The 24,561-nt window shown below is 68.1% G+C and carries 17 protein-coding genes; 9 read left to right on the top strand and 8 right to left on the bottom strand.

The window, feature by feature from the left end:
• Positions 1 to 28: 28 nt before the first annotated feature.
• Positions 29 to 1,495, bottom strand: coding sequence for a M48 family metalloprotease (locus tag ACP2AH_RS02635; protein WP_425104369.1), 1,467 nt, complete (start codon positions 1,493 to 1,495; stop codon positions 29 to 31).
• Positions 1,496 to 1,639: 144 nt separating this feature from the next.
• On the opposite strand from ACP2AH_RS02635, the gene ACP2AH_RS02630 reads away from it, so the two are divergent.
• Entirely contained in the window at positions 1,640 to 2,842 is a 1,203-nt protein-coding gene (locus ACP2AH_RS02630) for a pyridoxal phosphate-dependent aminotransferase (protein ID WP_425104368.1), read from the top strand.
• A 156-nt stretch (positions 2,843 to 2,998) separates the two neighbouring features.
• On the opposite strand, the gene ACP2AH_RS02625 is transcribed toward ACP2AH_RS02630, so the two are convergent.
• On the bottom strand, positions 2,999 to 3,370 hold the full coding sequence (locus tag ACP2AH_RS02625) for a winged helix-turn-helix transcriptional regulator (RefSeq protein ID WP_425104367.1): 372 nt from the start codon (positions 3,368 to 3,370) through the stop codon (positions 2,999 to 3,001).
• Positions 3,371 to 3,514: 144 nt separating this feature from the next.
• On the opposite strand from ACP2AH_RS02625, the gene ACP2AH_RS02620 reads away from it, so the two are divergent.
• Positions 3,515 to 4,354: an SDR family oxidoreductase gene (locus ACP2AH_RS02620; protein ID WP_425104366.1), complete on the top strand. Its 840-nt coding sequence runs from the start codon at positions 3,515 to 3,517 to the stop codon at positions 4,352 to 4,354.
• Positions 4,355 to 4,401: 47 nt separating this feature from the next.
• Here ACP2AH_RS02620 and ACP2AH_RS02615 read toward each other — a convergent pair whose 3' ends face one another.
• Together ACP2AH_RS02615 and ACP2AH_RS02610 are read right to left on the bottom strand one after the other, a co-directional pair.
• Entirely contained in the window at positions 4,402 to 5,226 is an 825-nt protein-coding gene (locus ACP2AH_RS02615; RefSeq protein WP_425104713.1) for a transglutaminase-like domain-containing protein, read from the bottom strand.
• 195 nt (positions 5,227 to 5,421) lie between these two features.
• Positions 5,422 to 8,253, bottom strand: coding sequence for an Rne/Rng family ribonuclease (locus tag ACP2AH_RS02610; RefSeq protein WP_425104365.1), 2,832 nt, complete (start codon positions 8,251 to 8,253; stop codon positions 5,422 to 5,424).
• 752 nt (positions 8,254 to 9,005) lie between these two features.
• Here ACP2AH_RS02610 and ACP2AH_RS02605 point away from each other — a divergent pair.
• Together ACP2AH_RS02605 and ACP2AH_RS02600 are read left to right on the top strand one after the other, a co-directional pair.
• Positions 9,006 to 10,295, top strand: coding sequence for an N-acetylmuramoyl-L-alanine amidase (locus tag ACP2AH_RS02605; protein WP_425104364.1), 1,290 nt, complete (start codon positions 9,006 to 9,008; stop codon positions 10,293 to 10,295).
• 117 nt (positions 10,296 to 10,412) lie between these two features.
• Positions 10,413 to 12,851: a penicillin-binding protein 1A gene (locus tag ACP2AH_RS02600; protein WP_425104363.1), complete on the top strand. Its 2,439-nt coding sequence runs from the start codon at positions 10,413 to 10,415 to the stop codon at positions 12,849 to 12,851.
• An 18-nt stretch (positions 12,852 to 12,869) separates the two neighbouring features.
• Here ACP2AH_RS02600 and ACP2AH_RS02595 read toward each other — a convergent pair whose 3' ends face one another.
• The gene (locus ACP2AH_RS02595; RefSeq protein ID WP_425104362.1) at positions 12,870 to 13,487 is read right to left on the bottom strand and encodes a glutathione S-transferase family protein; all 618 of its coding nucleotides are present in this window, start codon (positions 13,485 to 13,487) and stop codon (positions 12,870 to 12,872) included.
• Between the two features lie 177 nt (positions 13,488 to 13,664).
• Here ACP2AH_RS02595 and prfB point away from each other — a divergent pair, with 177 nt between their 5' ends.
• The gene (prfB, locus tag ACP2AH_RS02590) at positions 13,665 to 14,795 is read left to right on the top strand and encodes a peptide chain release factor 2 (RefSeq protein WP_425104361.1); all 1,131 of its coding nucleotides are present in this window, start codon (positions 13,665 to 13,667) and stop codon (positions 14,793 to 14,795) included.
• 36 nt (positions 14,796 to 14,831) lie between these two features.
• Here prfB and ACP2AH_RS02585 read toward each other — a convergent pair whose 3' ends face one another.
• Positions 14,832 to 15,299 (bottom strand): peroxiredoxin, encoded by a 468-nt coding sequence (locus ACP2AH_RS02585; RefSeq protein WP_425104360.1) that lies wholly within the window; start codon positions 15,297 to 15,299, stop codon positions 14,832 to 14,834.
• 235 nt (positions 15,300 to 15,534) lie between these two features.
• Between ACP2AH_RS02585 and ACP2AH_RS02580 the strand changes: the two genes are divergently transcribed.
• Entirely contained in the window at positions 15,535 to 19,044 is a 3,510-nt protein-coding gene (locus ACP2AH_RS02580) for a hypothetical protein (RefSeq protein WP_425104359.1), read from the top strand.
• Positions 19,045 to 19,158: 114 nt separating this feature from the next.
• On the opposite strand, the gene tyrS is transcribed toward ACP2AH_RS02580, so the two are convergent.
• Positions 19,159 to 20,418 (bottom strand): tyrosine--tRNA ligase, encoded by a 1,260-nt coding sequence (gene tyrS / locus ACP2AH_RS02575; RefSeq protein ID WP_425104358.1) that lies wholly within the window; start codon positions 20,416 to 20,418, stop codon positions 19,159 to 19,161.
• A 125-nt stretch (positions 20,419 to 20,543) separates the two neighbouring features.
• Here tyrS and ACP2AH_RS02570 point away from each other — a divergent pair, with 125 nt between their 5' ends.
• Positions 20,544 to 21,656 carry an anhydro-N-acetylmuramic acid kinase gene (locus ACP2AH_RS02570; RefSeq protein ID WP_425104357.1) on the top strand — a complete coding sequence of 371 codons (1,113 nt, stop codon included), beginning with the start codon at positions 20,544 to 20,546 and terminating at the stop codon, positions 21,654 to 21,656.
• Positions 21,657 to 21,858: 202 nt separating this feature from the next.
• The gene (locus ACP2AH_RS02565; RefSeq protein ID WP_425104356.1) at positions 21,859 to 22,227 is read left to right on the top strand and encodes a hypothetical protein; all 369 of its coding nucleotides are present in this window, start codon (positions 21,859 to 21,861) and stop codon (positions 22,225 to 22,227) included.
• Positions 22,228 to 22,307: 80 nt separating this feature from the next.
• Here ACP2AH_RS02565 and ACP2AH_RS02560 read toward each other — a convergent pair whose 3' ends face one another.
• The gene (locus ACP2AH_RS02560) at positions 22,308 to 22,973 is read right to left on the bottom strand and encodes an alpha/beta hydrolase (protein ID WP_425104355.1); all 666 of its coding nucleotides are present in this window, start codon (positions 22,971 to 22,973) and stop codon (positions 22,308 to 22,310) included.
• 337 nt (positions 22,974 to 23,310) lie between these two features.
• Here ACP2AH_RS02560 and ACP2AH_RS02555 point away from each other — a divergent pair, with 337 nt between their 5' ends.
• A complete protein-coding gene (locus ACP2AH_RS02555) occupies positions 23,311 to 24,480 on the top strand; it encodes a cysteine desulfurase family protein (protein WP_425104354.1) in 1,170 nt (389 codons plus the stop codon).
• Positions 24,481 to 24,561 lie beyond the last annotated feature (81 nt).

Raw genomic sequence — 24,561 nt, 5'->3', positions numbered from 1 at the left:
TCCAGCGGGAAAGGGGCGGTGCCGGCCGTCACTGGCCGGCCTGCTTGCGGCGGGCGTTCGGGTCCACCGGCGGCTTGTAGTTGACGATGTCGTCTGCCTTCAGCCAGCCCGGCGAGCCGAGCTTGAAGCCGTTGCGGGCGCGGGAGGCAAGCTCGCGCGACAGGCGGAAATCGCCGCTCATATAGGCGGCCTGCGCCGAGGCGAGGTCGGCATTGGGAATGTCGCCCTTGCGGCCATAAGCCATGGCGAGATACCGCCAGCCGGCGGGCGAGGTCGGCTCGCGCTGCAGGCTGAAGGTGAGTTCGCGCACCGCTTCTTCCATCGACGCCTTGTCGTCGCTGGCGACCAGCGCCTGACCGAGCAGCATGCGGATCAGCGGGTTGCCATCGGACAGCGCGACGGCGCGGCGCAGCGGCGGCACGGCTTCGCGCGCCCGCCCGGCCTCCAGCAGCGCCTGGCCCTTCAGCTCATAGAAATAGGGGTTGTTCGGCTGCTCGGCGATGAGCGAATCGATCTGGTTCAGCGCGTCCGGGATGCTGCCGAAGCGGTAGCCGGAAATCGCCCGGGCATAACGCGCCGGCAGCGAGGTGTCGGAGCGCGAATAGGTACGGTTCACCGTGTCCGGCGGCTGGGTGAAGCCCACCAGCTTGGCCCGCATCATATCGTGCCGCGCCTGCAAGGCGGGCGGGTCCTTGGCGTCGAAATAGGGGCTCTTATGCGCCATCTCCGACAGAAGCGCGATGCGCTCCGTCGCCATCGGGTGGCTCAGCACATAGGGGTCGACGCGCTGGCTGAGGAAGATCTGGTCGTTCTGGAAGCGCTCGAAGGTCGTCAGCATGCCCTTGGCGGACTGCTTGGTGGCGGTGAGGTACTTCACCGCCGCCTGGTCGGCGGAGGCTTCCTGACCGCGCTGATAGGAGAGCAGCGTGCGGCGGACGACTTCCTGCGGCGCCATGATGGCGCCTGCCGCCGCCCCGCCCATATTGGCGCCGGTCGCCGCGCCAGCCGCGACACCGCCGGCGGCGAGCAGCATGCCGACAATCGCTGCGGTCTGCGCCGATTCCAGCTGCTGGCGCATATTGGCGAGGTGCCCGCCGGCGATATGGCCGGTCTCATGCGCGAGCACGCCGATGATTTCGTTCGGCGTCTTCGACTGCTGCAGCGCGCCGGTGTTGATGAAGATGCGCCGGCCGTCGGCGACGAAGGCGTTGAAGCTGTCGCTGCCGACCAGCACGACCTGGATGTTCTGCTGCTGCAAGCCCGCGACCTTGAAGATCGGGCGCGTGTAATCGCGCATCAGCGTTTCGATCTCGGCATCGCGGATGATGCCGGGCTGGCGGCTCTGCGCCTGTGCCGGGGCGGCGGGGACGAGCAGCGCGGCGGCGGCAAGAAAGGTGGCGCCGCGCGAAAGGCCGGCGCCAATGCGCGCGACAAGGCGACCGCTCGGGCGGCGGGTGGCGCAGGAGGGGTTGTCAAGCAGCAGCGAAGGCATCATCCATCGACACGTTATGTTTCCGGGGGAACTGACGCTGTCGTGACGGCGGGGTCAAGCCTGCCCGTTATCATCTTCTATTGAACATCCGCCGACACGCGCGAAACAATGCGGCACGGGTGCGGCGCCTGGGCAAGGTTCGGCATCATGGATACATCTTTCCCGTCAGATCGCCTCTCAGCCGCCGCGCGGCTTGCCGGCGCCTCCCGCCGCAGCGAGATCGCCCCCTTCATCGTCATGGACGTGATGGAGCGGGCCGCGCGCATCGAGTCGGCGGGCGGTCATGTCATCCATATGGAGGTTGGCCAGCCGGCGGCGCCGGCCCCGTCCACCGCGCGCGAGGCGGCGCGGCGCGCCCTCGACCATGGCCGCATCGGCTATACCACCGCGCTCGGTCTCCCCTCGCTGCGCGCCCGCATCGCCCTGCATTATGGCGAGACCTACGGGCTCGACCTCGATCCGGGACGTGTGGTGGTGACGACCGGCTCGTCCTCCGGCTTCCTGCTCACCTTCCTCGCCCAGTTCGAGCCCGGCGACCGGGTGGCGATCGCCAATCCCGGCTACCCGCCCTATCGCCACATCCTCACCGCCCTCGGCTGTGAGCCGGTGCTGATCGAGACCGATGCCGCCTCGCGCTGGGTCATCACGCCGGAGGCGCTGCTCGACGCCCACCGCCGCGCCCCGCTCAAGGGCGTGCTGGTGGCGAGCCCGGCCAACCCCACCGGCACGATGATGCGCCCGGAAGCGTTGGCCGAACTGATCCGCACGGCGGAAGAGGCGGGCATCCGCTTTATCTCTGACGAGATCTATCACGGGCTCGACTACGCCTTCCCCGCCTCGACGGCGGCGGCGGTGAGCTCCGAGGCCACCATCATCCATTCTTTCTCGAAGTATTTCTGCATGACCGGCTGGCGGGTCGGCTGGATGGTGATGCCGGCAGGCCTCGTGCGTGCCGTGGAGCGACTGCAGCAGAACCTGATGATTTCGGTGCCCACCCTCTCGCAGATCGCCGCCGAGGCGGCCTTTGATGGCGCGGGCGAGATGGAGGCGGTCAAGCACGGCTATGAGGAGAACCGGCTGATCCTGACGCAGGGCCTGCCCGCCGCTGGCCTGCCGGAGTTCCTGCCCGTGGACGGGGCGTTCTATCTCTATGCCGATGTGGCGCGCTTCACCGATGATTCCGCTGCCTTTGCCCGGCGGCTGCTCGACGAGGCGCATGTGGCGGCGACGCCGGGGGTCGATTTCGACCCGCATCGCGGCCACCATTATCTGCGCCTCTCCTATGCCGGCGCGCCGGACGAGATGCGCGAGGCGGTGCGGCGGATCGGCGATTTCCTGCGCAAGGGATGAGGGCAGGGCGGCACGGCCCTGCGTCCTTCGAGGCGCGCTTTGCTCGCACCTCAGGATGACGGGCCGCGCAGGGCTGCGTCTGTTCACAACGGCCGTCATGCTGAGGTGCCGGCCGTAAGGCCGGCCTCGAAGCATGCGGGCGGTGTCCGGTAGCCCTTACCGATCCGCCAGCGCCGCGTCATAGGCGGCCTGGGCGGCGAGGATGGCGTCCATATTGTGCTCGGCCCAATGGGTGAGGGCTGCCGCCGTCTCGCCCAGCGCGCGTCCCAGCGGGCTCAGCGCGTACTCCACCGTGACCGGCACGGTGGGAGTCACTGTGCGCGTCACCAGCCCGTCGCGCTCCAGCTTCTTCAGCGTCTGCGACAGCACCTTCTGCGAGATGCCCTTGATGTCGCGCCGCAGATGATTGAACCGCACCGGCCCGTTCTCCAGCCGGTCGAGGATCAGCAGCGCCCATTTGTCGGCGAGCCGGTCCAGCACCAGCCGCGTCGGGCAGCGGTCTTCATAGACATTATAGGCGTAGCGCATCGCGGTCTCCCTCGCGGCTGACACCGGCAGGCCGGTTTCCTCGACGCCACCATGTGAGCGCAAAGTGCTCTCTTGCGTACATGGGAGACGGGCGTAGGTTGTCATCCGAAACATGGTTTCCAGTAGATACTAAGGAGGCAGACGATGGCAGGCAAGATTCTGGTTCTCGGCGCGAGCGGTCATGTCGGGCGGCCGCTGGTGAAAGAGCTGCTGGCGCGCGGCGAGGCGGTGAAGGCGGCCTCGCGCGGCGGCCAGCCGGTCGAGGGCGCCGAGGGCGTCGCCTTTGACTTCGCCGCACCGGACTTCGCGGCGGCGTTTGACGGCGTCGACCGCGCCTTTGTGATGCTGCCGGGGGGCTATGTGAATTCCAGGGAGTTGCTCATCCCGGTGATCGAGGCAGCCGCGGCGCGCAAGGTGAAGGTGGTGCTGCAGACCGCGCTCGGCGTCGATGCCGACGATTCCATTCCCTACCGCCAGGTCGAACTGGCGCTGATCGCCTCGGGCACGCCCTATGTGATCCTGCGGCCGAACTGGTTCACCGACAATTTCCTGAACTTCTGGAAGCCGGGCATCGACCATGCCGGCGTCATCGCCGTGCCGGCGGGCGAGGGCAAGTCCGCCTTCATCGACGCCCGCGACATCGCCGCCAGCGCGGCCCGCGTGCTCACGAGCGATGCCTTTGACGGCAAGGCGTTCAACCTCTCCGGGCCGGAGGCGCTGAGCTATGCCGAGGCGGCGGCGGTGCTCGCCCCCGTCATGGGAAAGCCGGTCGCCTATACCCCGGTCGATGACGACACCTTTGTCGGCATTCTCACCGGGGTCGGCATCGGGGAGGATTATGCCCGCTTCCTCGCCAGCATCTTCTATCCCGTGCGCGAGGGCTGGACCGCCGGCGTCACCGATGCTGTGCAGACGCTGACCGGCCACGCGCCGCGCTCGGTCGCGCAATGGGCGCAGGACCACGCGGCGGCGCTGCGGGCGTGAAGGCGGGCGCCCTGTCTCTCGGAGGTTTCCGGGAGACGGGGCGCTGCTTATGCCGCCACCTGTTCGGTGATCACCTCGAAGCGCTGCAGGATATGCGGGCCGAAAGTGTGAAGCATCGGGATATCGGCGGCATCGCGCCCACGTGCCACCAGCACCCGGCCGATCCGCGGCACGTTGTGGCGGGCGTCGAATGTGTGCCAGTGCCCGCCAATATAGGCTTCGAACCACGCATTATAGTCCATCGGCGCCGGGTTGGGCGGCACGCCGACATCGCCGAGAAAGCCGTTGCAGTAGCGCGCCGGAATGTTCATCGCGCGGGTCAGCGCCACCGCCAGATGGGTGAAGTCGCGGCAGACGCCGACCCTCTCGTTGAATGCCTGCGCCGCCGTGCGGGTGCTGCGCGCGCACTGATAGTCGAAGCGGATCTGCGCGTGGACGAAATTGCAGATCTGCTGCACCCGGTTCCAGCCGGGGGCGTAGCTGCCAAACAGGCCCCACGCCGTGTTGGACAGTTCGTCCACCTCACAATACCGGCTCGGCAGCAGAAATTGCAGCACATCGGGCGGGAGCTCGGCCGGGTTGTGCTCGATGGCGTTGAGGTCGAACACATCAAGCGTGCCGGGATCGGCGACGTTGATGCGGCTCTCGAACCGCGCGCCGCCGGGTGGGATGACCAGGCGCCGGCAGATATTGCCGAAACCGTCTTCATAGGTCTCGCAAGGAACCGGGCTGCCATCGCCGAGCGCCACAACGCTCATGGTCACGACATCAAGGATGTCGACCTGCCGTTCCGGATGCGGGTCGAGCAAGGTGATGGCGGCGGTCGGGCGGTCGCACGCGACCTCGATCCGGTACCCGCATTGTAGGGTGATCATTCAAGGCCCCGCATCGCTGTCATACCCGAGCAGAACACCGCGCGTGCATGGAGGTTCCGGCCGGCAGGAGCGCAGGCGGGCAGGAAAAGAAAAACGGCGCCGCGAGGCGCCGTTCTCAGGGGTGGAGCGAGGTGGGCGCGCGTGCGCGCGCGCCCTGTCGCCGAATTGCGGGTCGAAGCTTCGCTCCGGCGATCACTCGCCGAAGATCTTGCGCTGCCACCAGCCGGTACGGCGCGGGCGGTCGGGCTCCGGTGCCGGAGCGGGCTCGGCAGGAGCAGGCTCGGCAGGAGCGGGTGTCTCCTCAGCCGGCGCGGCGGCCACCGGCGCCGACTCTGCGGCAACCGACGGCTCCGGCGCGCTTTCCGCGACCGTGGCTTCCGGCGCGGCCGCTTCCACGGGCGCCTCGCTCACGCTTTCGCTTACCGTATCGCCTTCCACTGCGGCCGGCGCCTTCTCGCGCACCGTCGAACGGCGGCGGCGGGGCTTGGGCTTCGCCTCGGCAGCTTCCGCCGCCTCAGCCGCCGGGGCTTCCGCGGTGGGCGCTTCCGCTGCAGGGGCTTCTGCGACGGGGGCTTCGGTGGCCGGCACGGCCTCCGTGCTGGCCTCGGCCGCCGCCGCCTTGGTGCGGCGTCCGCCGCCGCGACGGCCGCGACGCGGCTTCTCGTCCTCGACGGGCGCGGCTTCCGCAGCGGCCTCAGCCACGGCTTCAGGGGCCGGCTCTGCCGCAGCAATCTCCTGCGCCTCGGCCGGGGTGATCGCCGCGTCCTCGGGCAGAGCCTCGGCCGGCACGTCGGTTGCCGGCGCGTCGGTTGGCGGCACCTCGGCGACGGCTTCCGCCGTCACCTCGCCCGCGACCTCGGTGGTCTCGGCAGGCTCGTCGCCTTCGCCGTCCTCGCCGTCATCCTCGAACTCGACGCCGGACATGTCCGAACCGGTCTCGCCGTCGGCATGGCGCTCGCCATTCTCGCCATTGCCGCCACCGCCGCGCCGACGCCGGCGCCGGCGGCGCCGACGGCGTCCACCTTCGCCTGACGTGTCGCCGGAGGCAGTGGGTGCCGGGTCACGGCTCTCGCCGGCCTCGGGCTCGGCAGCGGCTTCCACCGGCGCCTCGGTCTCGACCTCGTCCTCGCTCTCCTCGCCGACGATCTCTTCCTCCGGCTCGAAGACCAGCTCGGGCGGACGCGGCAGCGGGATCGGGTTCGGCACCGCATCGCCCTTGTCGATGGCGAAGGGGGTGAGCCCGGTCAGCGACGGGTCGGCCGCAATGGTGATCAGCACGCCGAAGCGCTCTTCCAGCTCGTGCAGATGCGCGCGCTTGTGGTTGAGCACATAGAGCGCGTTCTCGGCGCGGGTGCGGATGATGAGGTTATGCGTGTTGGAGCGCTGGAGAATGTCCTCGGCGCCGCGCAGCATCTGCAGCGCGACCGACGCGGACGAGCGCACATGGCCGGTGCCGCCGCAATGCGGGCACACCTCGGTGGAGGATTCGAGCACGCCGGTGCGGATGCGCTGGCGGCTCATCTCCATCAGGCCGAAATGCGAGATGCGGCCGAGCTGGATGCGGGCGCGGTCGTTCTTCAGGCAGTCCTTGAGCTTGCGTTCCACCGCCCGGTTGTTGCGCTTCTCGTCCATGTCGATGAAGTCGATCACGACAAGGCCGGCAAGGTCGCGCAGGCGCAGCTGGCGGGCCACCTCCTCGGCGGCCTCCAGATTGGTCTTCAGCGCCGTGTCCTCGATATTGTGCTCGCGGGTCGAGCGCCCGGAGTTCACGTCGATGGAGACCAGCGCTTCGGTCGGGTTGATGACGAGATAGCCGCCGGAGCGCAGCTGCACCTGCGGCAGGAACATCGCATCGAGCTGGCTTTCCACGCCGAAGCGGGTGAACACCGGCTGCAGGTCCTTGTAGATCTTCACGTTCTTCGCATGGCTCGGCATGAGCATGCGCATGAAGTCCTTGGCCTCGCGGTAGCCATCCTCGCCGGCGACGAGAACCTCGTCGATGTCCTTGTTGTAGAGGTCGCGGATGGAGCGCTTGATCAGCGAGCCTTCCTCATAGACCAGCGACGGAGCGGTGGAGCCCAGAGTAAGCTCGCGCACATTCTCCCACAGGCGCAGGAGATATTCGAAGTCGCGCTTGATCTCCGGCTTAGTGCGGTTGGCGCCGGCGGTGCGCAGGATGACGCCCATGCCCTCCGGCACTTCGAGGTCGGAGGCGACCTCTTTGAGCCGCTTGCGGTCCTCGGCCGAGGTGATCTTGCGGGAGATGCCGCCGCCGCGCGCCGTGTTGGGCATCAGCACCGAATAGCGGCCGGCAAGCGAGAGATAGGTGGTGAGCGCCGCGCCCTTGTTGCCGCGCTCTTCCTTGACAACCTGCACCAGCATCACCTGCCGGCGCTTGATCACTTCCTGGATCTTGTAGGTGCGGGCCCGGCCGCGCGGCGGGGCGCGCTCCGGCATTTCTTCCATGGCGTCGTCGGAGCCGACCTCGTCGACGATCTCTTCCTCGTCGGCGATCTCCTCGACCTCGCCGCCCTCGCCACCGCCCTCTTCATCGGACGAGCGGCGACGGCGCGAACGCCGCGCCGGGGCGGCGTCGCCCTCGGTCTCGCCGGCGGTTTCGGTCGTGGCTTCCTCGGAAACGCTCTCGTCGCCCTCGGCGGACTTGGCGGCGCCGCGCGGCCGGCGGGGACGGCCCTTGGGCTTGTCCTCGTTCTCGGCTTCGGCGTCGCGCCGCTGCTGGCGCTCTTCCTCGGCCAGCAAGGCCTGCCGGTCGGCGACCGGGATCTGGTAATAATCGGGATGGATCTCGCTGAAGGCGAGGAAGCCATGCCGGTTGCCGCCATATTCGACGAAGGCGGCCTGGAGGGAAGGTTCTACCCGCGTGACCTTGGCGAGGTAGATGTTGCCGCGCAGCGGCTTGCGGTTGGCGGCCTCGAAGTCGAATTCCTCGACTCGGTTGCCGCGCACCACCACCACCCGAGTCTCCTCGGGATGGGTGGCGTCGATGAGCATCTTGTTGGCCATTGAACTCTCATATGGGGCAGCGGCCGCGTCGACGTCGCCAGCGACGCCGGACGGCTCGGACCGTGCCAGTAAGCGGAAACTGAAAGCGCGAAGGGGATGCGGCGGGCAGGACGGGGAGCCTCGCAGGCGGGGCGCCGACGCGGTGCGCAGGTCGCGGGCCTGCGGGCAGGTGCGCAGCGGTGAACCGCCTTGCGCACGAGACCCACACTTGCCGGCTGACGCATCATCGTTGGTTGCCGTCCTTACACGACCGAACAGGGCGAACCGCGACCGCGCGCGGTCCGGCTCACGTCAGATGGCCGCGAAGACCGTGGAACACGACACGGCGAAAAGCACCGCGCGGGAGCCCCACGTCCAATCGTCCGTGAATGACGAAACCGGGCCGCGTTCCCCGGGCGCGCAGTCATGACGACCGCCGAGGCACGGCTACGGGTCCTGAACGGAATTCGCGCCTTGTGCCGGGCCCACCATCGCTGGATAGCCCTTCGCCGCAGGGGCCGCGAAAGCCGGACGTCGACGAGCGACCGGAATGCGAACCATATGCATGCTCTTAATAGCGGCACGCATGGCGATTTGGCAAGGATCGCGTCCGACATGCCGCGCGCCGGGCGTTGCCCGCCGGCCACGCCCGCCGGGCGAAACGGGGCCGGGCGCAAGGGCTGGTTAACCCTTCCTGCGTAATTCGCTAGAAAGGCGGGGCACGCGCCCCACCTTCGTGCGGACGACCGGGACATGAGGAGACACGGGCAGCCATGGCGTGGCCAAGGGGTATGCGGACGATCTGGCTCGTGGTGGCGCTCGCGCTGCTGCCGGCGTGGTTCTCCACGTCCCATGCCGCCGGCGCCAGCGAGCCGGTGGTGGCGAGCGATGCGCGCCTTGCCGGTGACGACCAGCGCACAAGGCTGGTGATCGACCTCTCGCGCTCGGTCCCCCTCGGCGCCTTCACCCTGGCCGATCCCTATCGCGTCGTCATCGACATTCCCGATGTCATCTTCGCCCTGCCGGCCTCGGCGGGGCAGGAGGGGCGCGGCCTCGTCTCGGCCTATCGCTTCGGCCTCTTTGCGCCGGGCAAGGCGCGCATCGTGCTCGACGCGACGGCGCCGGTGAAGGTGGACAAGGCCTTCGTGCTCGACCCCATGGACGACCAGCCGGCGCGGCTCGTGATCGATCTCGTCAAGACCGACCGCGCCAGCTTCCTGCAGGCGGCCGCCGCCCCGCAGCGCGCCGCGGAGCAGCCGGACATGCCGCAGGCCGAGGCTGCCGTCGCAGGCGATACACGCCCGGTCATCGTGCTCGACCCCGGCCATGGCGGCATCGACGCCGGCGCTGTCAACGCCAAGTTCGGCGTCAATGAGAAGCAGCTGGTGCTGGTCATTGCCCGCCAGCTGGAGCGGCGGCTCGAGGAGACCGGCCGCTACCGCGTGCTGATGACGCGCACCAAGGACACCTATGTGTCGCTCGGCCAGCGCGTGCGCTTCGCCCGCGAAAACGGCGCCCGGCTGTTCATCTCGCTCCACGCCGATTCGCTCGGCTCGAAGGACGGCGATGTGCGCGGGGCGACGATCTACACCATCTCCGACCGCGCCTCCGACGCCGAATCGCAGCGCCTGGCGGATTCGGAAAACAAGGCGGATCTCATCGCCGGAATCGACCTTTCCGAGGAGCCGGCGGATGTCGCCGGCATCCTGTTCGACCTCGCCCAGCGCGAAACACGCAACTTCTCCTCGCTTTTCGCCCGCAGCCTGGCGGGGAGCGTCAGCGGCGTGGCGCGGATGCATAAATCGCCGCTGAAATCGGCCGGGTTCAAGGTGTTGAAGGCGCCGGACGTGCCTTCCGTTCTGTTCGAGCTCGGCTATCTCTCCAGCGCCAAGGACCTCGAACTCATGACATCGGCCGCGTGGCAGGCTAGTGTGACCGAGGCCATGGCTGCGGCGATCGATGCCTATTTCGCCGCTCAGGGACCCGTCGAGGGTACCCCCGTGGCGCTGCCGGCCAGCGCAGGCCGGACAGGCGGCGATCCCCTGGCCGCGACCGTGCCTTGAACGGTCGCGATTAGGCCATAGTTGCCGCGCACACGCTGCCCTTAGGGCGACGACGGACACTGGACTCGCATCGTGCTGGCGCGCGGTGGCGTCCTCAGCTTATGGGGGCCTGGCCGCATGCGGCTGCTTCTGCGGTTTCTGGGTTTCATGTTCGCGCTGGGCACGATCGTCTTCGTGGTCGGCGGCGCGGCGGCGGGCTATTTTGCGTGGAAATTCTCGCAGGACCTGCCGGACTACAGCCAGCTGCAGAATTACGAGCCGCCGGTGATGACCCGCGTTCACGCGGCGGACGGCTCGCTGCTGGCCGAATATGCCCGCGAGCGCCGGCTCTATCTGCCGATCCAGAACATCCCGCCGCTGGTTAAGGAAGCCTTCATCTCCGCCGAGGACAAGAACTTCTATTCCCATGGCGGCATCGATCTCACCGGCATCGGCCGTGCGGTCTATGCCTTCGTGCAGAATTACGGCTCCGGTCGCCGCCCGCAGGGCGCCTCCACCATCACCCAGCAGGTGGCGAAGAACTTCCTTCTCACCAACGAGGTCTCCATCGACCGCAAGGTGAAGGAGGCGCTGCTGGCGCTGCGCATGGAGCGCGCCTATTCCAAGGACAAGATCCTCGAACTCTATCTGAACGAGATCTATCTCGGCATCGGCTCCTATGGTGTCGCCGCCGCCTCGCTGCTCTATTTCGACAAGTCGGTTTCCGAGCTGACCATCGCCGAGGCCGCCTATCTCGCCGCCCTGCCCAAGGGGCCGAACAATTATCACCCGTTCCGCCGCCACGACGCCGCCGTCGAGCGCCGCAACTGGGTGATCGACCGCATGGCCGAGAACGGCTACATCACCGAGCAGCAGGCCGAGGAAGCCAAGAAGACCGACCTCGCCGTCACCGTGCGCCCGACCGGCGCGCACATCTTCTCCGCCGAATATTTCGCCGAGGAAGTGCGCCGCGAGATTTTCGAGCGCTATGGCGAGGACAAGCTCTATGGCGGCGGCCTGTCGGTGCGCACCACGCTTAACCCCAAGCTGCAGCAATATGCCAAGCAGGCGCTGCTCGACGGTCTGACCCGCTATGACGAACAGCGCGGCTTCCGTGGCCCGGTGACCCGCATCGAGACCACGGGCGACTGGGGCGCGCGCCTCGCGGATGTGCGCACCTTCACCGACATTCCCTGGCGCCTCGCCGTGGTGCTCGATTCCGACGCGAAGGGCGCGCGCATCGGTCTGCAGCCGCAGCGCGACCGTTCCGGCGTGCTGAGTTCGCAGCGCGATGTCGGTATGATCACCGCCGACGGCGCCAAATGGGCGATCCGCAACGCCAAGGGCGGCGTGGCGGGCGTGCTGAAGCCCGGCGATGTCGTCTATGTCGAGCCGGTCGACGGCAAGCCCGACCAGTGGCGCCTGCGCCAGCAGCCGCAGATCGAGGGCGCGCTGGTGGCGATGGATCCCTCCACCGGGCGCGTGCTGGCCATGGCCGGCGGCTTCTCCTTCGACGAAAGCCAGTTCAACCGCGCCACCCAGGCGATGCGCCAGCCCGGCTCGTCCTTCAAGCCCTATGTCTATGCGGCGGCCATCGACAATGGCTACACGCCGTCCAGCGTCATCATGGACGCGCCGTTCGAACTCGCTCAGCAGGGGCAGGCGACGTGGCGGCCGGAGAACTATTCCGGCAAGTTCTATGGGCCGCAGACCCTGCGCTTCGGCATCGAGCAGTCGCGCAACGTGATGACGGTTCGGCTCGCCAATGATCTCGGCATGCCGCTGATCGTGGAATACGCCAAGCGCTTCGGCGTCTCCGACAATCTGCTCCCCGTGCTCTCCATGTCGCTTGGCGCCGGCGAAACCACGGCGCTGCGCATGGCCGGCGGCTATTCCATGTTCGCCAATGGCGGCAAGCGCATCAAGCCGACGTTGATCGACCGCGTGCAGGACCGCTACGGCAAGACCATCTACCGCCACGACGAGCGCGAATGCCGCGGCTGCGACGCCGTCGGCTGGCAGGGCCAGAGCGAGCCGGTGCTGGTCGACCGCCGCGAGCAGGTGCTCGACCCGATGACCGCCTACCAGATCACCTCGATGCTGGAAGGCGTGGTGCAACGCGGCACCGGCACGGCGCTGAAGGTGCTGGGCAAGCCGATCGCCGGCAAGACCGGCACCACCAACGAGGAAAAGGACGCCTGGTTCGTCGGCTACACGCCGGAGCTCGTCGTTGCGGTCTATCTCGGCTTCGACACGCCCAAGCCCATGGGCAAGGGCTCGACCGGCGGCCTGATCGCCGCCCCGGTCGTGCGCGACTTCATGAAGCTGGCTCTGGCCGACCGTCCGGCCGTGCCGTTCCGCGTGCCGCCCGGCATCAAGCTGATCCGCATCAACCCGAAGACCGGCCTGCGCGCCGGGCCGGGCGAAGCGTCCATCCTTGAAGCCTTCAAGCCCGGCACCGCGCCGCCGGACAGCTATTCGATCATCGGCGCCACCGATGCGGCGGGCAACCCGATCGGCATCAACCCGGATGCCGATCGCGCGGTCGGCGCCAGCGGCACGGGCGGGCTCTACTGAGCCACGCCCGGCGGCGCCTCAGCCATCATAGGGCCAGGCCTTGAACGCGTCCTGCGCCTCGGCGCGGGCGGCGAGCCGGGCGACGGCCGGGAAGGCGTCGGCCGGCATCACCTCCGGGATCATCCGTGTGGTGAAGGTCCAGGCGATGGCGGCGGTGATGTCTGCCTGCAGCGGGCGAGCCCCGAACAGCCAGCCTTCCGTGGTGCCGACCTCGTCTTCCAGCAGGCGATAGGCAGCGAAGAGCTGTTCTTTTACCCGGTCGAGCCAAGGCTGGTGCAGCTTCTCCGCCGGGCGCAACTGATGCTCATAGACGATCTGCACGCTCTTCTCGCAGGCGGCCAGCGCGAGCCCGATGACGCGCTGCGCGCGGGCATGCTCGGCCAGATCGTTCGGCGTGAGCGAGCGCCCCGGCGCCGCCAGTCTCTCCGCATGCTCAAGGATGAGGGTCGAGTCCATCAGCACCACGCCGCCGTCCGTCACCAGGGACGGGGCTTTCACCACCGGGTTGATCTCCTGGAACCGGGGGTAATGGCGGAACACCGACACGGATTCGTGGGTGAAGGGCAGGCCGAGAGTGGTGAGCGACACCGCCACGCGGCGCACATAGGGCGAATCGAGCATGCCGACGAGGTGCATCGGAAGTTCCTTGTTGCAACGAGGGCCACATCCTAGAACCGCCGTTACCACCTGCAAGCCGCCCGCAATACACACGCATGGCAGCCCTAAGCCGCCAAGCCGGGGCCGGGGCGTTTACACCTAGGGGCAACGCCTCTATTTTCCGCCGCCTTCAACGTCCTTTCGAGAGTAGCCAATATGCGCGCCGAGCTCGCCGCGAGCGTCGACGAAATCCGGGAAGCCGCAAAGTTGCTGCGGCAGCACATCGATTTCGACCGTTCCAAGGCCCGCCTTGCCGAGCTGAACGCGCTCGCCGAGGACCCCAATCTGTGGAACGATCCTGAGCGCGCGCAGAAGCTTATGCAGGAGCGCGGCACGCTGGAGGACGGTCTCGGCGCGCTGGAGCGCATCGAGCGCGAACTGGCGGACAATGTCGAGCTGATCGAGATGGGGGAGGCCGAGGGCGACGATTCCGTCGTCGACGAGGCCGCCGCGGCTCTGGTCAAGCTGAAGGCCGAGGTGGCGCGCCGCCAGCTCGAAGCGCTGCTGTCGGGCGAGGCGGACGCCAATGACAGCTATCTCGAAGTCCATGCCGGTGCCGGCGGCACCGACAGCCAGGACTGGGCGCTGATGCTGCTGCGCATGTACACGCGCTGGGCGGAAGGGCGCGGCTTCAAGGTCGAGCTGGTGGACGAGCAGGCGGGCGAAACCGCTGGGCTCAAATCCGCGACCATTCTGGTGAAGGGCCACAATGCCTATGGCTGGATGAAGACCGAGGCCGGGGTGCACCGGCTGGTGCGCATCTCGCCCTTTGATTCCAACGCCCGCCGCCAGACCTCTTTCGCCAGTGTCGACGTGTATCCCGTCATCGACGACCGCATCGTCGTCGACATCAAGGAAAGCGACCTGCGCATCGATACAATGCGCTCCGGCGGCGCGGGCGGCCAGCACGTCAACAAGACCGAATCCGCTGTGCGCTTCACCCATATTCCCACCGGTATCGCCGTGGTGGCGCAGGGCGACCGCTCGCAGCACAAGAACCGCGCCACGGCGTGGGAGATGCTGCGTGCCAAGCTCTATGAGATGGAGCTGAAGAAGCGCGAGGCGCAGGCTGCTGCCGACCAGGCCGCCAAGACCGATATCGGCTGGGGCCACCAGATTCGCTCCTATGTGCTCCAGCCCTATCAGTTGGTGAAGGACCTGCGCACCGGTGTCACCTCGGGCACTCCGCAGGAGGTGCTCGACGGCGATCTCGATCCGTTTATGGAAGCGGCGCTGGCGCAGCGCGCCTATGGCGGCGGTCCGGCCAGCGTCGAGGATGTGGACTGAGCGCAAGGCGGGGCGCGCGCCGCGCCCCGCCGGGCCTCACAGTGCCTGCGCTGCGGCCAGCACTTCTTCGGCGTGGCCGGCGACCTTCACCTTTGGCCAGAGCCGGGCGATCTTGCCCTCGGCATCGATCAGCACGGTGGTGCGCTCCACGCCCATATACTTCTTGCCGTACATGGATTTCTCCGCCCACACGCCATAGGCTTCGAGCATGGCGTGGTCCTCATTGCCGGCGAGCGGGAAGGTCAGTCCCTCCTTGGCGCGAAACTTGGCGAGCGCCTTGTCCGGGTCGGGCGAGACGCCGACCACGAGCGTGCCGGCCGCGTCGAAATCCGCCTTAAGCCGGTTGAAATCATGCGCCTCCACCGTGCAGCCGGAGGTGCCGGCCTTGGGGTAGAAATAAAGCACCAGCTTTCGGCCCCGGCAGCCGGCGAGCGACAGCACCTCGCCCGAATCTGTGGTCAGAGTGAAGTCAGGTGCAGGGGCGCCTACGGCAATCTCGGTCATGTGCCTTCCTTTCGGCGTGTTTGGGGGTGATCGGCAGGGGGAAACGGTGCTGAGGGGGAGGCCCATGACGCGCCGGCCGCCAATTGTGCCGGGCGAACAGCACGATGTCAGCATGGGCGTGGATAAGCTGTCGCCGCCCGCCGCCCACACGGGCATTATGCCTCGAAGTCAAGGATTCGTGCCGTAGATGAGAGAGCAGACGACGCACAGGTCGCCAACGGCCGGCAAGCGCCAGGTGAAGCGCCTTCGCGTCAAGCGACCGCCCCGGGCCTGCGCGGCGCCGGCGCGCCGGCGGCGCTGGTTGCGGCTGTGCGCCTGGTCGGGCGGCTCGGTCTTCCTCATCGCTGCGGCGACCATCGCCGGCGTCTATCTGCTGTTCAGCGCCGGCATTCTCACCGTCGACATGGCGCGGCCCTATGTCGAGCGCACGCTTGAGGCGCGTCTCGGCGCTGGCCGCACGGTGCAGATCGGCGCCATTATCGCCGAGCGGGCGAAAAGCGGCGGCATCGTGCTTCATGCCAACGACATCACGGTGCGCGACGACGATGGCGACCTCATTGCCACCGCGCCGCAGGCCGAAGTCGCGCTGCAGGACAGCTGGCTGCCCTGGCTGATGCAGCCGGAGCGGGTCGATCTGGTCGGCGTGCGGCTGAACGTGTTCATCGACGCGGAGGGCCAACTCGCCATCTCCACCGAGGCCAACGCCCCGGATGGCGCCCGCGCGCAGCCCAAGCTTCTCGCCACCGTGCCGACGGCCGAACCCGCCACGGCGGCGCCCGCCGAGGCGACGGCCACGACCGAACCCGGCGCGCCGGATGTTGCGCCGCCAGCGCAACTCGACACCCCGTTCGGTCCGCTCCGCCTCGCCAGCCTCGCCGCGCTCGCCCGCCAGTTCGATCAGGGTGGGCTGGATGGCGGGACACTGAGCGAAATCGGCCTCAAGGAAGGCATCGTCGTCATCCGCAACGAGGTGAGCGGGCGCGAATGGACCTTCGACGACATCGACCTCTCGCTGTCGCGGCCGGCGGAGGGAGGCGTCACCTTCGACATCACGGCCGGCGGCATGGACGGGCCCTGGTCGGCGCGTGCCACGCTCGGCGCGCCGGTGGAGGGCCGGCGCGATCTCGAATTGCAGGTGCGGGACCTCGCGCCGCGCGATCTCTTGATCGCCGCCGGCAAGGCGGGGGGCGATATTCTCGCCACCTCGCCGCTGTCGGCGGACCTTTCCGCGACCATCGACGCGCGCGGTGTGGTGCTTGCCACCAGCGGCCGGCTGGCCGCCGGTGCCGGCGAATTGCAGCTCGGCTCCGACGCGGAAGGGCGGATGCTGATCGACGAGGCTGTGGTCGCCTTCACCCTCGATCCGGCGGCGCGGCGGATCAACCTCACCTCGGTGACAGCGCAGGCTGGCCCCTTCGCCATGGACCTTGCCGGAACGGTGGACATTCCCGCCGATCGTGCCGGCCTTTGGCGGCTGCACACCCAGTCCGCGCGCGCCAGCTTCCTTGGTGGCGGGCCGCATCAGAATGAGGTGCCGCCCTTCGTGCTGGACGATATCGCGATCGATCTCTCCTTCGATCCGGTGGCGCAGCGCGCCAGCATCGATCGCGGCGATCTCAAGGGACCGCAGGGCGGGATCACCCTCGGCGGGGCGCTGGAACTCGGCGGGCCGACCCCCTCGCTGTCCATGAACGTCAATGCGACGCCGATGACAGCCACCTCGCTGATCCGGCTCTGGCCGGCCGTGGCCGCGCCGGCGCCGCGCAAATGGGTCTATGATCATCTGATCTCCGGCGATGTCAGCCAGGCCAGCATCTTCTTCAACGCGCCGCTGGATTCGATCGGCAAGAAGGACAACCCGCTAGCCGATGACGGGCTGAACATTGCCATTACTGGCACCAAGGGACGCTTCGTCCCGGTGCCCGGCCTGCCGCCGGTTATCGATGCCGATGTGGTGGTCAAGATCACCGGCCGCACCGCGCATGTGTCGGTGGCGAAGGCGGCGATGGAGACGCCCGGCCAACGCCGGCTCGAGATCGCTGAGAGCATCTTCGACATCTCCGACACCGCTCCGCCCAAGCCGGAGGCGAAGGTTCAGGTCAAGGTGAGCGGTCCGGCGGCCGCGGCCATCGAACTGGCGGGCATCCCGCCGCTGCGCGGGCCGACCTATGTGCCGATCGATCCCCAGGCCGTCTCCGGTACGGTCGACGGTACGGCGCAGATCAGCGTGAAGCTGTCCGACAATATCCAGCCTTCCGATATCGACTATGCGTTCGACGCCACGCTGGAGGATTTCGCCGCCGCCAAGATGGTGTTCAACCAGAATCTCACCGACGCCACGGTGCGTGCCTTCGTGACCCAGGCGGCGACGGTGGCGCGCGGCGAGGGCAAGTTCGGCGGCGCTCCGGCCAGCTTCGAGTACAACCGCCCCGCCACTGGGGATGTCACGTTCGCCGTTGCCGCTTCGCTCGACGATTCCGCACGGCAGAAGCTCGGCTTCGAACTGCCGGGAATGGCCGGCCCGCTCGGCGTCAAGCTCGCCGGCGTGGTCGGCGCGAAGGCGAAGACGGTGGATGTCGAGCTGGACCTCACCAAAACCAAGCTGGTCGACCTCGTGCCCGGCTGGACCAAGCCCGCCGGCAAGGCGGCCAAGATGACCGCCAAGGCGCACATCACCGACCGCCTTACCCGGCTCGACGATCTCGTGGTGAGCGGGCAGGGGGTCGACATACGCGGCACGGTGGACCTCGATCCGAAGGGCGGGGTGCTGAGTGCCAATCTGCCGACCTTCAAGCTCGCCGATGGCGACAAGGCCAATCTGAAGCTTGAGAATGTGGACGGCACCTACAAGATCACCGTGCGCGGCGAGGTGATCGAGGCCCGCGCCTTCCTCAAGCAGCTGACCGACACGCCCCCCAGCGGCCCCGGCACGGTGCGGCCGCCCGATGTCGACCTCGACGTGAAGCTCGGCGTGGTCGCCGGCAATAATGGCGAGACCATGCGCGACCTCGTCCTGGTGCTCTCGCGCCGCAATGGCGAGTTGCGCAGCTTTTCGCTTGGCGCGCTTGTCGGCCGTTCCGGTGGCGTGACCGGCGAGTTGCGGACTCAGGGCAATGGCCGCCCGCAGCTGCGCGTGGCCACCAGCGATGCCGGGGCGCTGCTGCGCTTCATCGATCTCTACCCGAAGATCCAGGGTGGTGACCTCTGGGTCGATGTCGATGCGCCCGGTGGTGGCCGGCCGCAGAGCGGCGTGATCAATGTGCGCGATTTCGTCATCCGTGGCGAAGCCGGTCTCGACCGGCTGATCGCCGCCGCGCCGCAGACCGTGCGCGACGGGCGCCCGCAGCCGGGATCGGCCATCGCCTTCCGCAAATTGCAGGTCAATTTCCAGCGCTCGGCGCAGCAGATCACCCTGCGCGACGGTGCCATCTGGGGGCCGTCCATCGGCTCGACCTTCGACGGTACGCTCGATCTCGCCAATGACCGCGTGTCGGTGCGCGGCACCTATGTGCCGGCCTATGGGCTGAACAATCTGTTCAGCCGGCTGCCGGTCGTCGGTTTTTTCCTTGGCGGCGGGCCGAATGAGGGGCTGGTCGGCGTGACCTATGAGATCGTCGGCCCGGTGTCCGGCCCGACGCTCCGCGTCAATCCGATCTCGGCGGTGGCGCCGGGCTTCCTGCGCAAGATCTTCGAGTTCCGCCAGGCGCCAGACCCGACTCCGCCGGCGGTGGTGCCGACGCGGTAGGCTGTTCGGGGCGTCATCCCGGCCGCAGCGAAGAGCCGGGATCGCTACCCGCTATTGCCACGCGGCCCCGGGCCGGCCTCCGGCCGTCCGGGATGACGTGTGGAGGCGAAGCCCTCACACCGGCTTCAGCAGCACATGCTTCTTCTTGCCGAGCGAAAGCTTGATCACGCCTTCCGGGGTGAGGTCGCGCTCGCTCAGCACCGCCTTGTCGTCGGTCACGGTGGAGTCGTTCACCTTCAGCCCGCCGCCCTTCACCTGGCGCCGTGCCTCGCCATTGGAGGCGACGAGGCCGGTCTTTTCGGCAAAGGCGGCGAGCACGCCGATGCCAGCCGCCAGTTCCGCCGCCGGCACTTCAACGGTCGGCAGGTCGGCGGCAATGCCGCCTTCCTCGAAGGTCTTGCGCGCCGTCTCCGCCGCCGCCTCTGCCGCCGCGCGACCGTGGAGAAGGGCGGTAATTTCCGTGGCGAGCAGCTTCTTCACCTCGTTGATCGCCGAACCCTTCGCCTCCTGCGCCAGCCGGGCGATCTCGTCCATCGGCAGGGTGGTGTAGAGCTTGAGGAAGCGCTCCACATCCGCGTCTTCGGTGTTGCGCCAGTACTGCCAGAACTCATAGGGCCCGAGCATGTCGGCGTTGAGCCACACCGCGCCATTGACCGACTTGCCCATCTTGGCGCCGGAGGCGGTGGTGAGCAGCGGCGAGGTCAGCGCGTAGAGCTGCTTGGTGCCCATGCGGTGGCCGAGATCGATACCGTTGACGATATTGCCCCACTGATCCGAGCCGCCCATCTGCAGCCGCACATCGTAGCGCTTGGCCAGTTCGACGAAGTCGTAGGCCTGCAGGATCATGTAGTTGAATTCGAGGAAGGACAGCGACTGCTCGCGGTCGAGGCGCGTCTTCACGCTGTCGAAGGACAGCATGCGGTTGACCGAGAAATGCCGGCCGACATCGCGCAGGAATTCGAGATAGTTGAGATCGCGCAGCCAGTCGGCATTGTTGATCATCAGCGCGTCGGTCGGGCCCTCGCCATAGGTGAGGTAGTTGGAGAACACGCGCTTGATGGAGGCGATGTTGGCCTCGATCGTCTCCACCGTCATCAGCTGGCGGGCATCGTCCTTGAAGGACGGATCGCCCACCATGCCGGTGCCGCCGCCCATCAGCGAGACGGCGCGGTGGCCGGTCTTCTGCAGCCAGTGCAGCATCATGATCTGGATGAGCCCGCCCGCATGCAGGCTCGGCGCGGTGGGGTCGAAGCCGATATAGGCGGTCACCGTTTCCTTGGCGAAGAGAGCGTCGAGCCCCTGTTCATCGGAGATCTGATGAATGAAGCCGCGCTCGCTGAGGGTGCGGAGGAAATCGGATTTGAAGCTGCTCATCTCGGGCCTGCGGACATCAACGCCATGTTAGGATTGGCCGGTCATGTATCAGCTTCCCGCCGCGAACGCACCCCGGACGGTGGGCGGAGTAAGCGGGAGCGCGCGCGGTGAAGGCGATCGGGTTGATGAGCGGCACTTCGCTCGACGGGGTCGACGTGGCGCTGATCGACACCGATGGCGAAGCCGTCGCCGCCTTCGGGCCCGCGTCGACCTATCCCTATAGCGCGCAAGACCGCGCCCTGTTCGTTGCCGCGCTGGAGGAGGCGCGCACGCTGACCGACCGTGACGCCCGCCCGGGTGTGCTCGCCGAGGCGGAGGCGCTGCTCACCGCGCGGCACGCGCAGGCGCTGGACGCCTTCTTCGCGGCGCATAGGCAGCATCGGGACGTGGCGGCCATCGGCTTCCATGGCCAGACCGTGCTGCACCGCCCGGAGATCCGGCTCACCGTGCAGATCGGCGACGGGCCGGCGCTGGCGCGGGCGGTGCGCGCAATGACCGGCGCGCCGGGGCCGGCACTGGTTTACGATCTGCGCGCCGCCGACGTCGCGGCCGGCGGGCAGGGGGCGCCGCTGGTGCCGGTCTATCACCGCGCGCTGGCGCGGGGGCTGGCGGAAAAGGGCCCGCTGCTGGTGCTCAATCTGGGCGGCGTGGCCAACATCACCTATCTCGACGGCGACGCCGATCCGATCGCCTGCGACACCGGCCCGGCCAATGCGTTGATCGACGATTTCATGCAGGCGCGCACCGGCGCGCCGCTCGACCGCGACGGCGCCATGGCCGCCGCCGGCACGGTGGACGAGACCGCGTTGGCCCGGCTGCTCGATCACCCCTTCTTCGCGCAACGTCCGCCCAAATCACTCGACCGCAATGCGTTCCGTGCCTGGGTGGCCGAGCGGGGAGGGCTTTCGGCGATGAGCACCGCCGATGGCGCCGCGACGTTGACGGCGTTAACCGCCGCTTGTGTCGCTGCCGTACTGCCGCATCTGCCGCGCCGGCCGGGACTCCTGATCGCGGCGGGGGGAGGGGCGCATAACCCGACGCTGCTGCGCATGCTCGGCGAGCGCCTCGGGTTGCGCGTGCTGACCGCGGAGGCTGTGGGCTGGTCCAGCGACGCGCTGGAGGCACAGGCCTTCGGCTTCCTCGCGGTGCGGGCGTTGCGCGGCCTGCCGCTGAGCTTTCCCACCACGACCGGCGTTGTGGACCCGCTGAGTGGCGGACGAGTGATCGCGCCGGCGTGAAGAGAAGCTGAAGGCATCATTCAGAAAAATTGAATATACGACACAGAATGTCGCAGTATTCCTGAAATGCAATGGTGCGATGCGCAATCTGATGATGCGGTGCACAATATTCCATGTAGTTTGAGGGCTCCCGGAAGTCCGGCTCGCCAGGCAGGCAGCTTCCTCTTCAACACGCCTGGACAGAAACTTTGGAGCCTTCGACATGCGCAGCCTCAGCCGCGATATCCTGCCGCTTGCCGTTGCCGGCGGCCTCATCGCCGTCGCCGTCATCGCCCCCGTCCGTGCCGCCGACAAGGTTGCCGGCCTGAAGCCGGCCACCGCCCAGACGATCAATATCGGCTATGTGAATGGCGTTGCGTATTACACCCCGCAGAATGACGGCTATCACGTCGTTGCGACGCTGAGCGTCGCCGGTGGCGCCCCCGTGCGCGTTGCCGCCACGCTCAAGCCGGACCAGGCGGTCAGCGTTTCCGTACCCGGTGCCGTCGACACGGCGGCGAGCATCGTCGAGATCGCCCGCGAGGGTGACGAGGTCACCGTCACCAACCCGCCGCGTCTCGTGCTGAACTGACCCCCCACCGTCTCCCGCAAAAGCAAAAGCCCGGCGCGTGCAGCGCCGGGCTTTTTCGTGTCTGGGCCGAGAGTGACGCCTCAGGCGGCGCTGGTCTTCTTGGCGGTGTCAGGCAGGCGCTTGTCGAGATAGGCGCCGACGACTTCCATCAGTTCCTCGGTCCGGCCGTCGAAAAAGTGGTTCGCGCCGGGCACGGTCTGCTGGTCGATGACGATGCCCTTCTGCGTCTTCAGCTTCTCCACCAGGCCGGTGACGGCCGAGAACGGCACCACCGCGTCCTTGTCGCCATGCACGAACAGCCCGGAGGACGGGCAGGGGGCGAGGAAGGAGAAGTCGTAGAGATTCGCCGGCGCAGCGATGGAGATGAAGCCCTCCACCTCCGGACGACGCATCAGCAGCTGCATGCCGATCCACGCGCCGAAGGAAAAGCCGGCGATCCAGCAGGCGCGCGCATCCGGGTTGATCGACTGCGCCCAGTCCAGCGCGGCGGCGGCGTCCGCCAGCTCGCCCTGACCGTGGTCGAAGGACCCCTGCGAGCGGCCGACGCCACGGAAGTTGAAGCGCAGCGTCGAGAAGCCCCGGTTCACGAACTGGTAATAGAGATTGTAGACGACCGGGTTGTTCATCGTGCCGCCGAACTGGGGGTGCGGGTGCAGGATGATGGCGATGGGCGCGTGGCGCTGCTTGGCCGGCTGGTAGCGGCCTTCCAGCCGCCCCTTCTCGCCGGTGAAGATGACCTCAGGCATGAAGTTCGAGACCTTGACTGCGGCGGGGCAAGGCGAATGTGGTCCGGTGGGCCGCTGAACCCGTACCGGATTGCGTCCCGAAAGACCGCCTTACCGCATGCGCCTTGACGACCTGGGGCGGGAGCCCTAACTTATTAGAATAATTCTAAACATCTACGTCAAGTTGCGGTTGCGTCGCAGTCAACCAGCGCGCGACCGAAAGCCCAACGAAGAAGACGGGACGGTCAGCTATGACGGACGGCGCCTGAATTTGCAAGCATTAGCCGAAGGGAAGGGGCAGACGACGCCGCGCCTTCCTATATAGGAGACGTAAAAGGAACTGCGAGCCTCCGAACCCATGAACGCACGCACCTATCTCGATCATAACGCGACCTCGCATGTGCGCCCGGAAGCGCGGGAAGCCCTGCTGGCGGCACTCGATGCCATCGGCAACGGCTCTTCTGTGCACGCCGAGGGTCGCGCCGCGCGCGGCACGATGGACGCGGCACGGGGGCGGGTGGCGGCTCTGGTAGGTGCGAGTCCGGCGGGGGTGGTCTTCACCTCCAGCGGCACGGAGGCGGATGCGCTGGCACTGACGCCGGACTACCGGCGCGGTGAAACGCCTCTCGTCTTCGACGCGCTGCTGGTAAGCGCGGTGGAACATGCCGCCGTTCTGCGCGGTCATCGCTTCGCGCCGGAGCAGGTCGAGGTTCTTCCCGTGGATGCGCGCGGGCGGTTGCGGCTCGACGGGCTCGACGCGGCGCTGGCGCGCCACGCCGCCGCCGGGCGTCGGGTGCTGCTGTCGCTGATGGTGGCGAATAATGAGACGGGCGTGTTGCAGCCGGTGGCGGAAGCCGCCCGCCGCGCCCATGAGCAGGGCGCCCTGGTCCATACCGATGCCGTGCAGGCGGCCGGGCGCATTCCGCTCTCCCTTTCCGCGCTGGGCGTCGATCTGATGTCGGTGTCCGCGCACAAGCTCGGCGGGGCGCCGGGGGCGGGGGCCCTCATCCTCGCCGACCCGGATCTGCGCCCCGCCCCGCTGATCTGCGGCGGCGCGCAGGAGCGCGGCCGGCGGGCGGGCAGCGAGAACGTGCCCGCCATCGCTGCCTTCGGCGCGGCGGCCGAGAGCGCGCGCGCCTCTGTGGACGCCGACGGCGTGCGCATCAATGGCTTGCGCGAACGGCTTGAAGACGCTCTAAGGTGCGAGTTTCCCGAGCTTGTCCTGCTCGTGGGCGATGTCGACCGGCTGCCGAACACCTCGTGCTTCGCGCTGCCGGGCGTGCCGGCCGAGACCACCGTGATCGCCCTCGATCTCGCGGGCCTCGCTGTGAGCGCCGGCGCCGCCTGCTCGTCGGGCAAGGTCGCGGCCTCGCATGTGCTGGGGGCGATGGGCGTGCCCGAGCGTATTGCGCGCTCCGCGTTCCGCCTGTCCTTCGGCTGGTCGAGCGGGGAAGAGGATGTCGACCGGGCGCTCGGCGTGTTTCGCCGGGTGTTGCCCGGTCTTTTGCGTCGCCGCGCGGCGGCGTGAGGCAAGGCGCCGCCGGTGGGCGGCGAGACGGCGCGGGAGCGGCTTCGGCAGCTTCCGCGGAGTGGTTGACCTGACCCGCGG

Source organism: Ancylobacter sp. (assembly GCF_965249975.1).
Classification (GTDB): Bacteria; Pseudomonadota; Alphaproteobacteria; order Rhizobiales; family Xanthobacteraceae; genus Ancylobacter.
Note: the sequence above shows the minus strand (reverse complement) of the source record. Positions and strands in the feature narration are given on the sequence as shown.

What these genes read in the sequence shown, in the direction of transcription:
- ACP2AH_RS02635 (WP_425104369.1), bottom strand. Translation starts at nt 1,495, where the DNA reads ATGATGCCTTCGCTGCTGCTTGACAACCCCTCCTGCGCCACCCGCCGC.
- ACP2AH_RS02630 (WP_425104368.1), top strand. Translation starts at nt 1,640, where the DNA reads ATGGATACATCTTTCCCGTCAGATCGCCTCTCAGCCGCCGCGCGGCTT.
- ACP2AH_RS02625 (WP_425104367.1), bottom strand. Translation starts at nt 3,370, where the DNA reads ATGCGCTACGCCTATAATGTCTATGAAGACCGCTGCCCGACGCGGCTG.
- ACP2AH_RS02620 (WP_425104366.1), top strand. Translation starts at nt 3,515, where the DNA reads ATGGCAGGCAAGATTCTGGTTCTCGGCGCGAGCGGTCATGTCGGGCGG.
- ACP2AH_RS02610 (WP_425104365.1), bottom strand. Translation starts at nt 8,253, where the DNA reads ATGGCCAACAAGATGCTCATCGACGCCACCCATCCCGAGGAGACTCGG.
- ACP2AH_RS02605 (WP_425104364.1), top strand. Translation starts at nt 9,006, where the DNA reads ATGGCGTGGCCAAGGGGTATGCGGACGATCTGGCTCGTGGTGGCGCTC.
- ACP2AH_RS02600 (WP_425104363.1), top strand. Translation starts at nt 10,413, where the DNA reads ATGCGGCTGCTTCTGCGGTTTCTGGGTTTCATGTTCGCGCTGGGCACG.
- ACP2AH_RS02595 (WP_425104362.1), bottom strand. Translation starts at nt 13,487, where the DNA reads ATGCACCTCGTCGGCATGCTCGATTCGCCCTATGTGCGCCGCGTGGCG.
- prfB (WP_425104361.1), top strand. Translation starts at nt 13,665, where the DNA reads ATGCGCGCCGAGCTCGCCGCGAGCGTCGACGAAATCCGGGAAGCCGCA.
- ACP2AH_RS02585 (WP_425104360.1), bottom strand. Translation starts at nt 15,299, where the DNA reads ATGACCGAGATTGCCGTAGGCGCCCCTGCACCTGACTTCACTCTGACC.
- tyrS (WP_425104358.1), bottom strand. Translation starts at nt 20,418, where the DNA reads ATGAGCAGCTTCAAATCCGATTTCCTCCGCACCCTCAGCGAGCGCGGC.
- ACP2AH_RS02570 (WP_425104357.1), top strand. Translation starts at nt 20,544, where the DNA reads ATGAGCGGCACTTCGCTCGACGGGGTCGACGTGGCGCTGATCGACACC.
- ACP2AH_RS02565 (WP_425104356.1), top strand. Translation starts at nt 21,859, where the DNA reads ATGCGCAGCCTCAGCCGCGATATCCTGCCGCTTGCCGTTGCCGGCGGC.
- ACP2AH_RS02560 (WP_425104355.1), bottom strand. Translation starts at nt 22,973, where the DNA reads ATGCCTGAGGTCATCTTCACCGGCGAGAAGGGGCGGCTGGAAGGCCGC.
- ACP2AH_RS02555 (WP_425104354.1), top strand. Translation starts at nt 23,311, where the DNA reads ATGAACGCACGCACCTATCTCGATCATAACGCGACCTCGCATGTGCGC.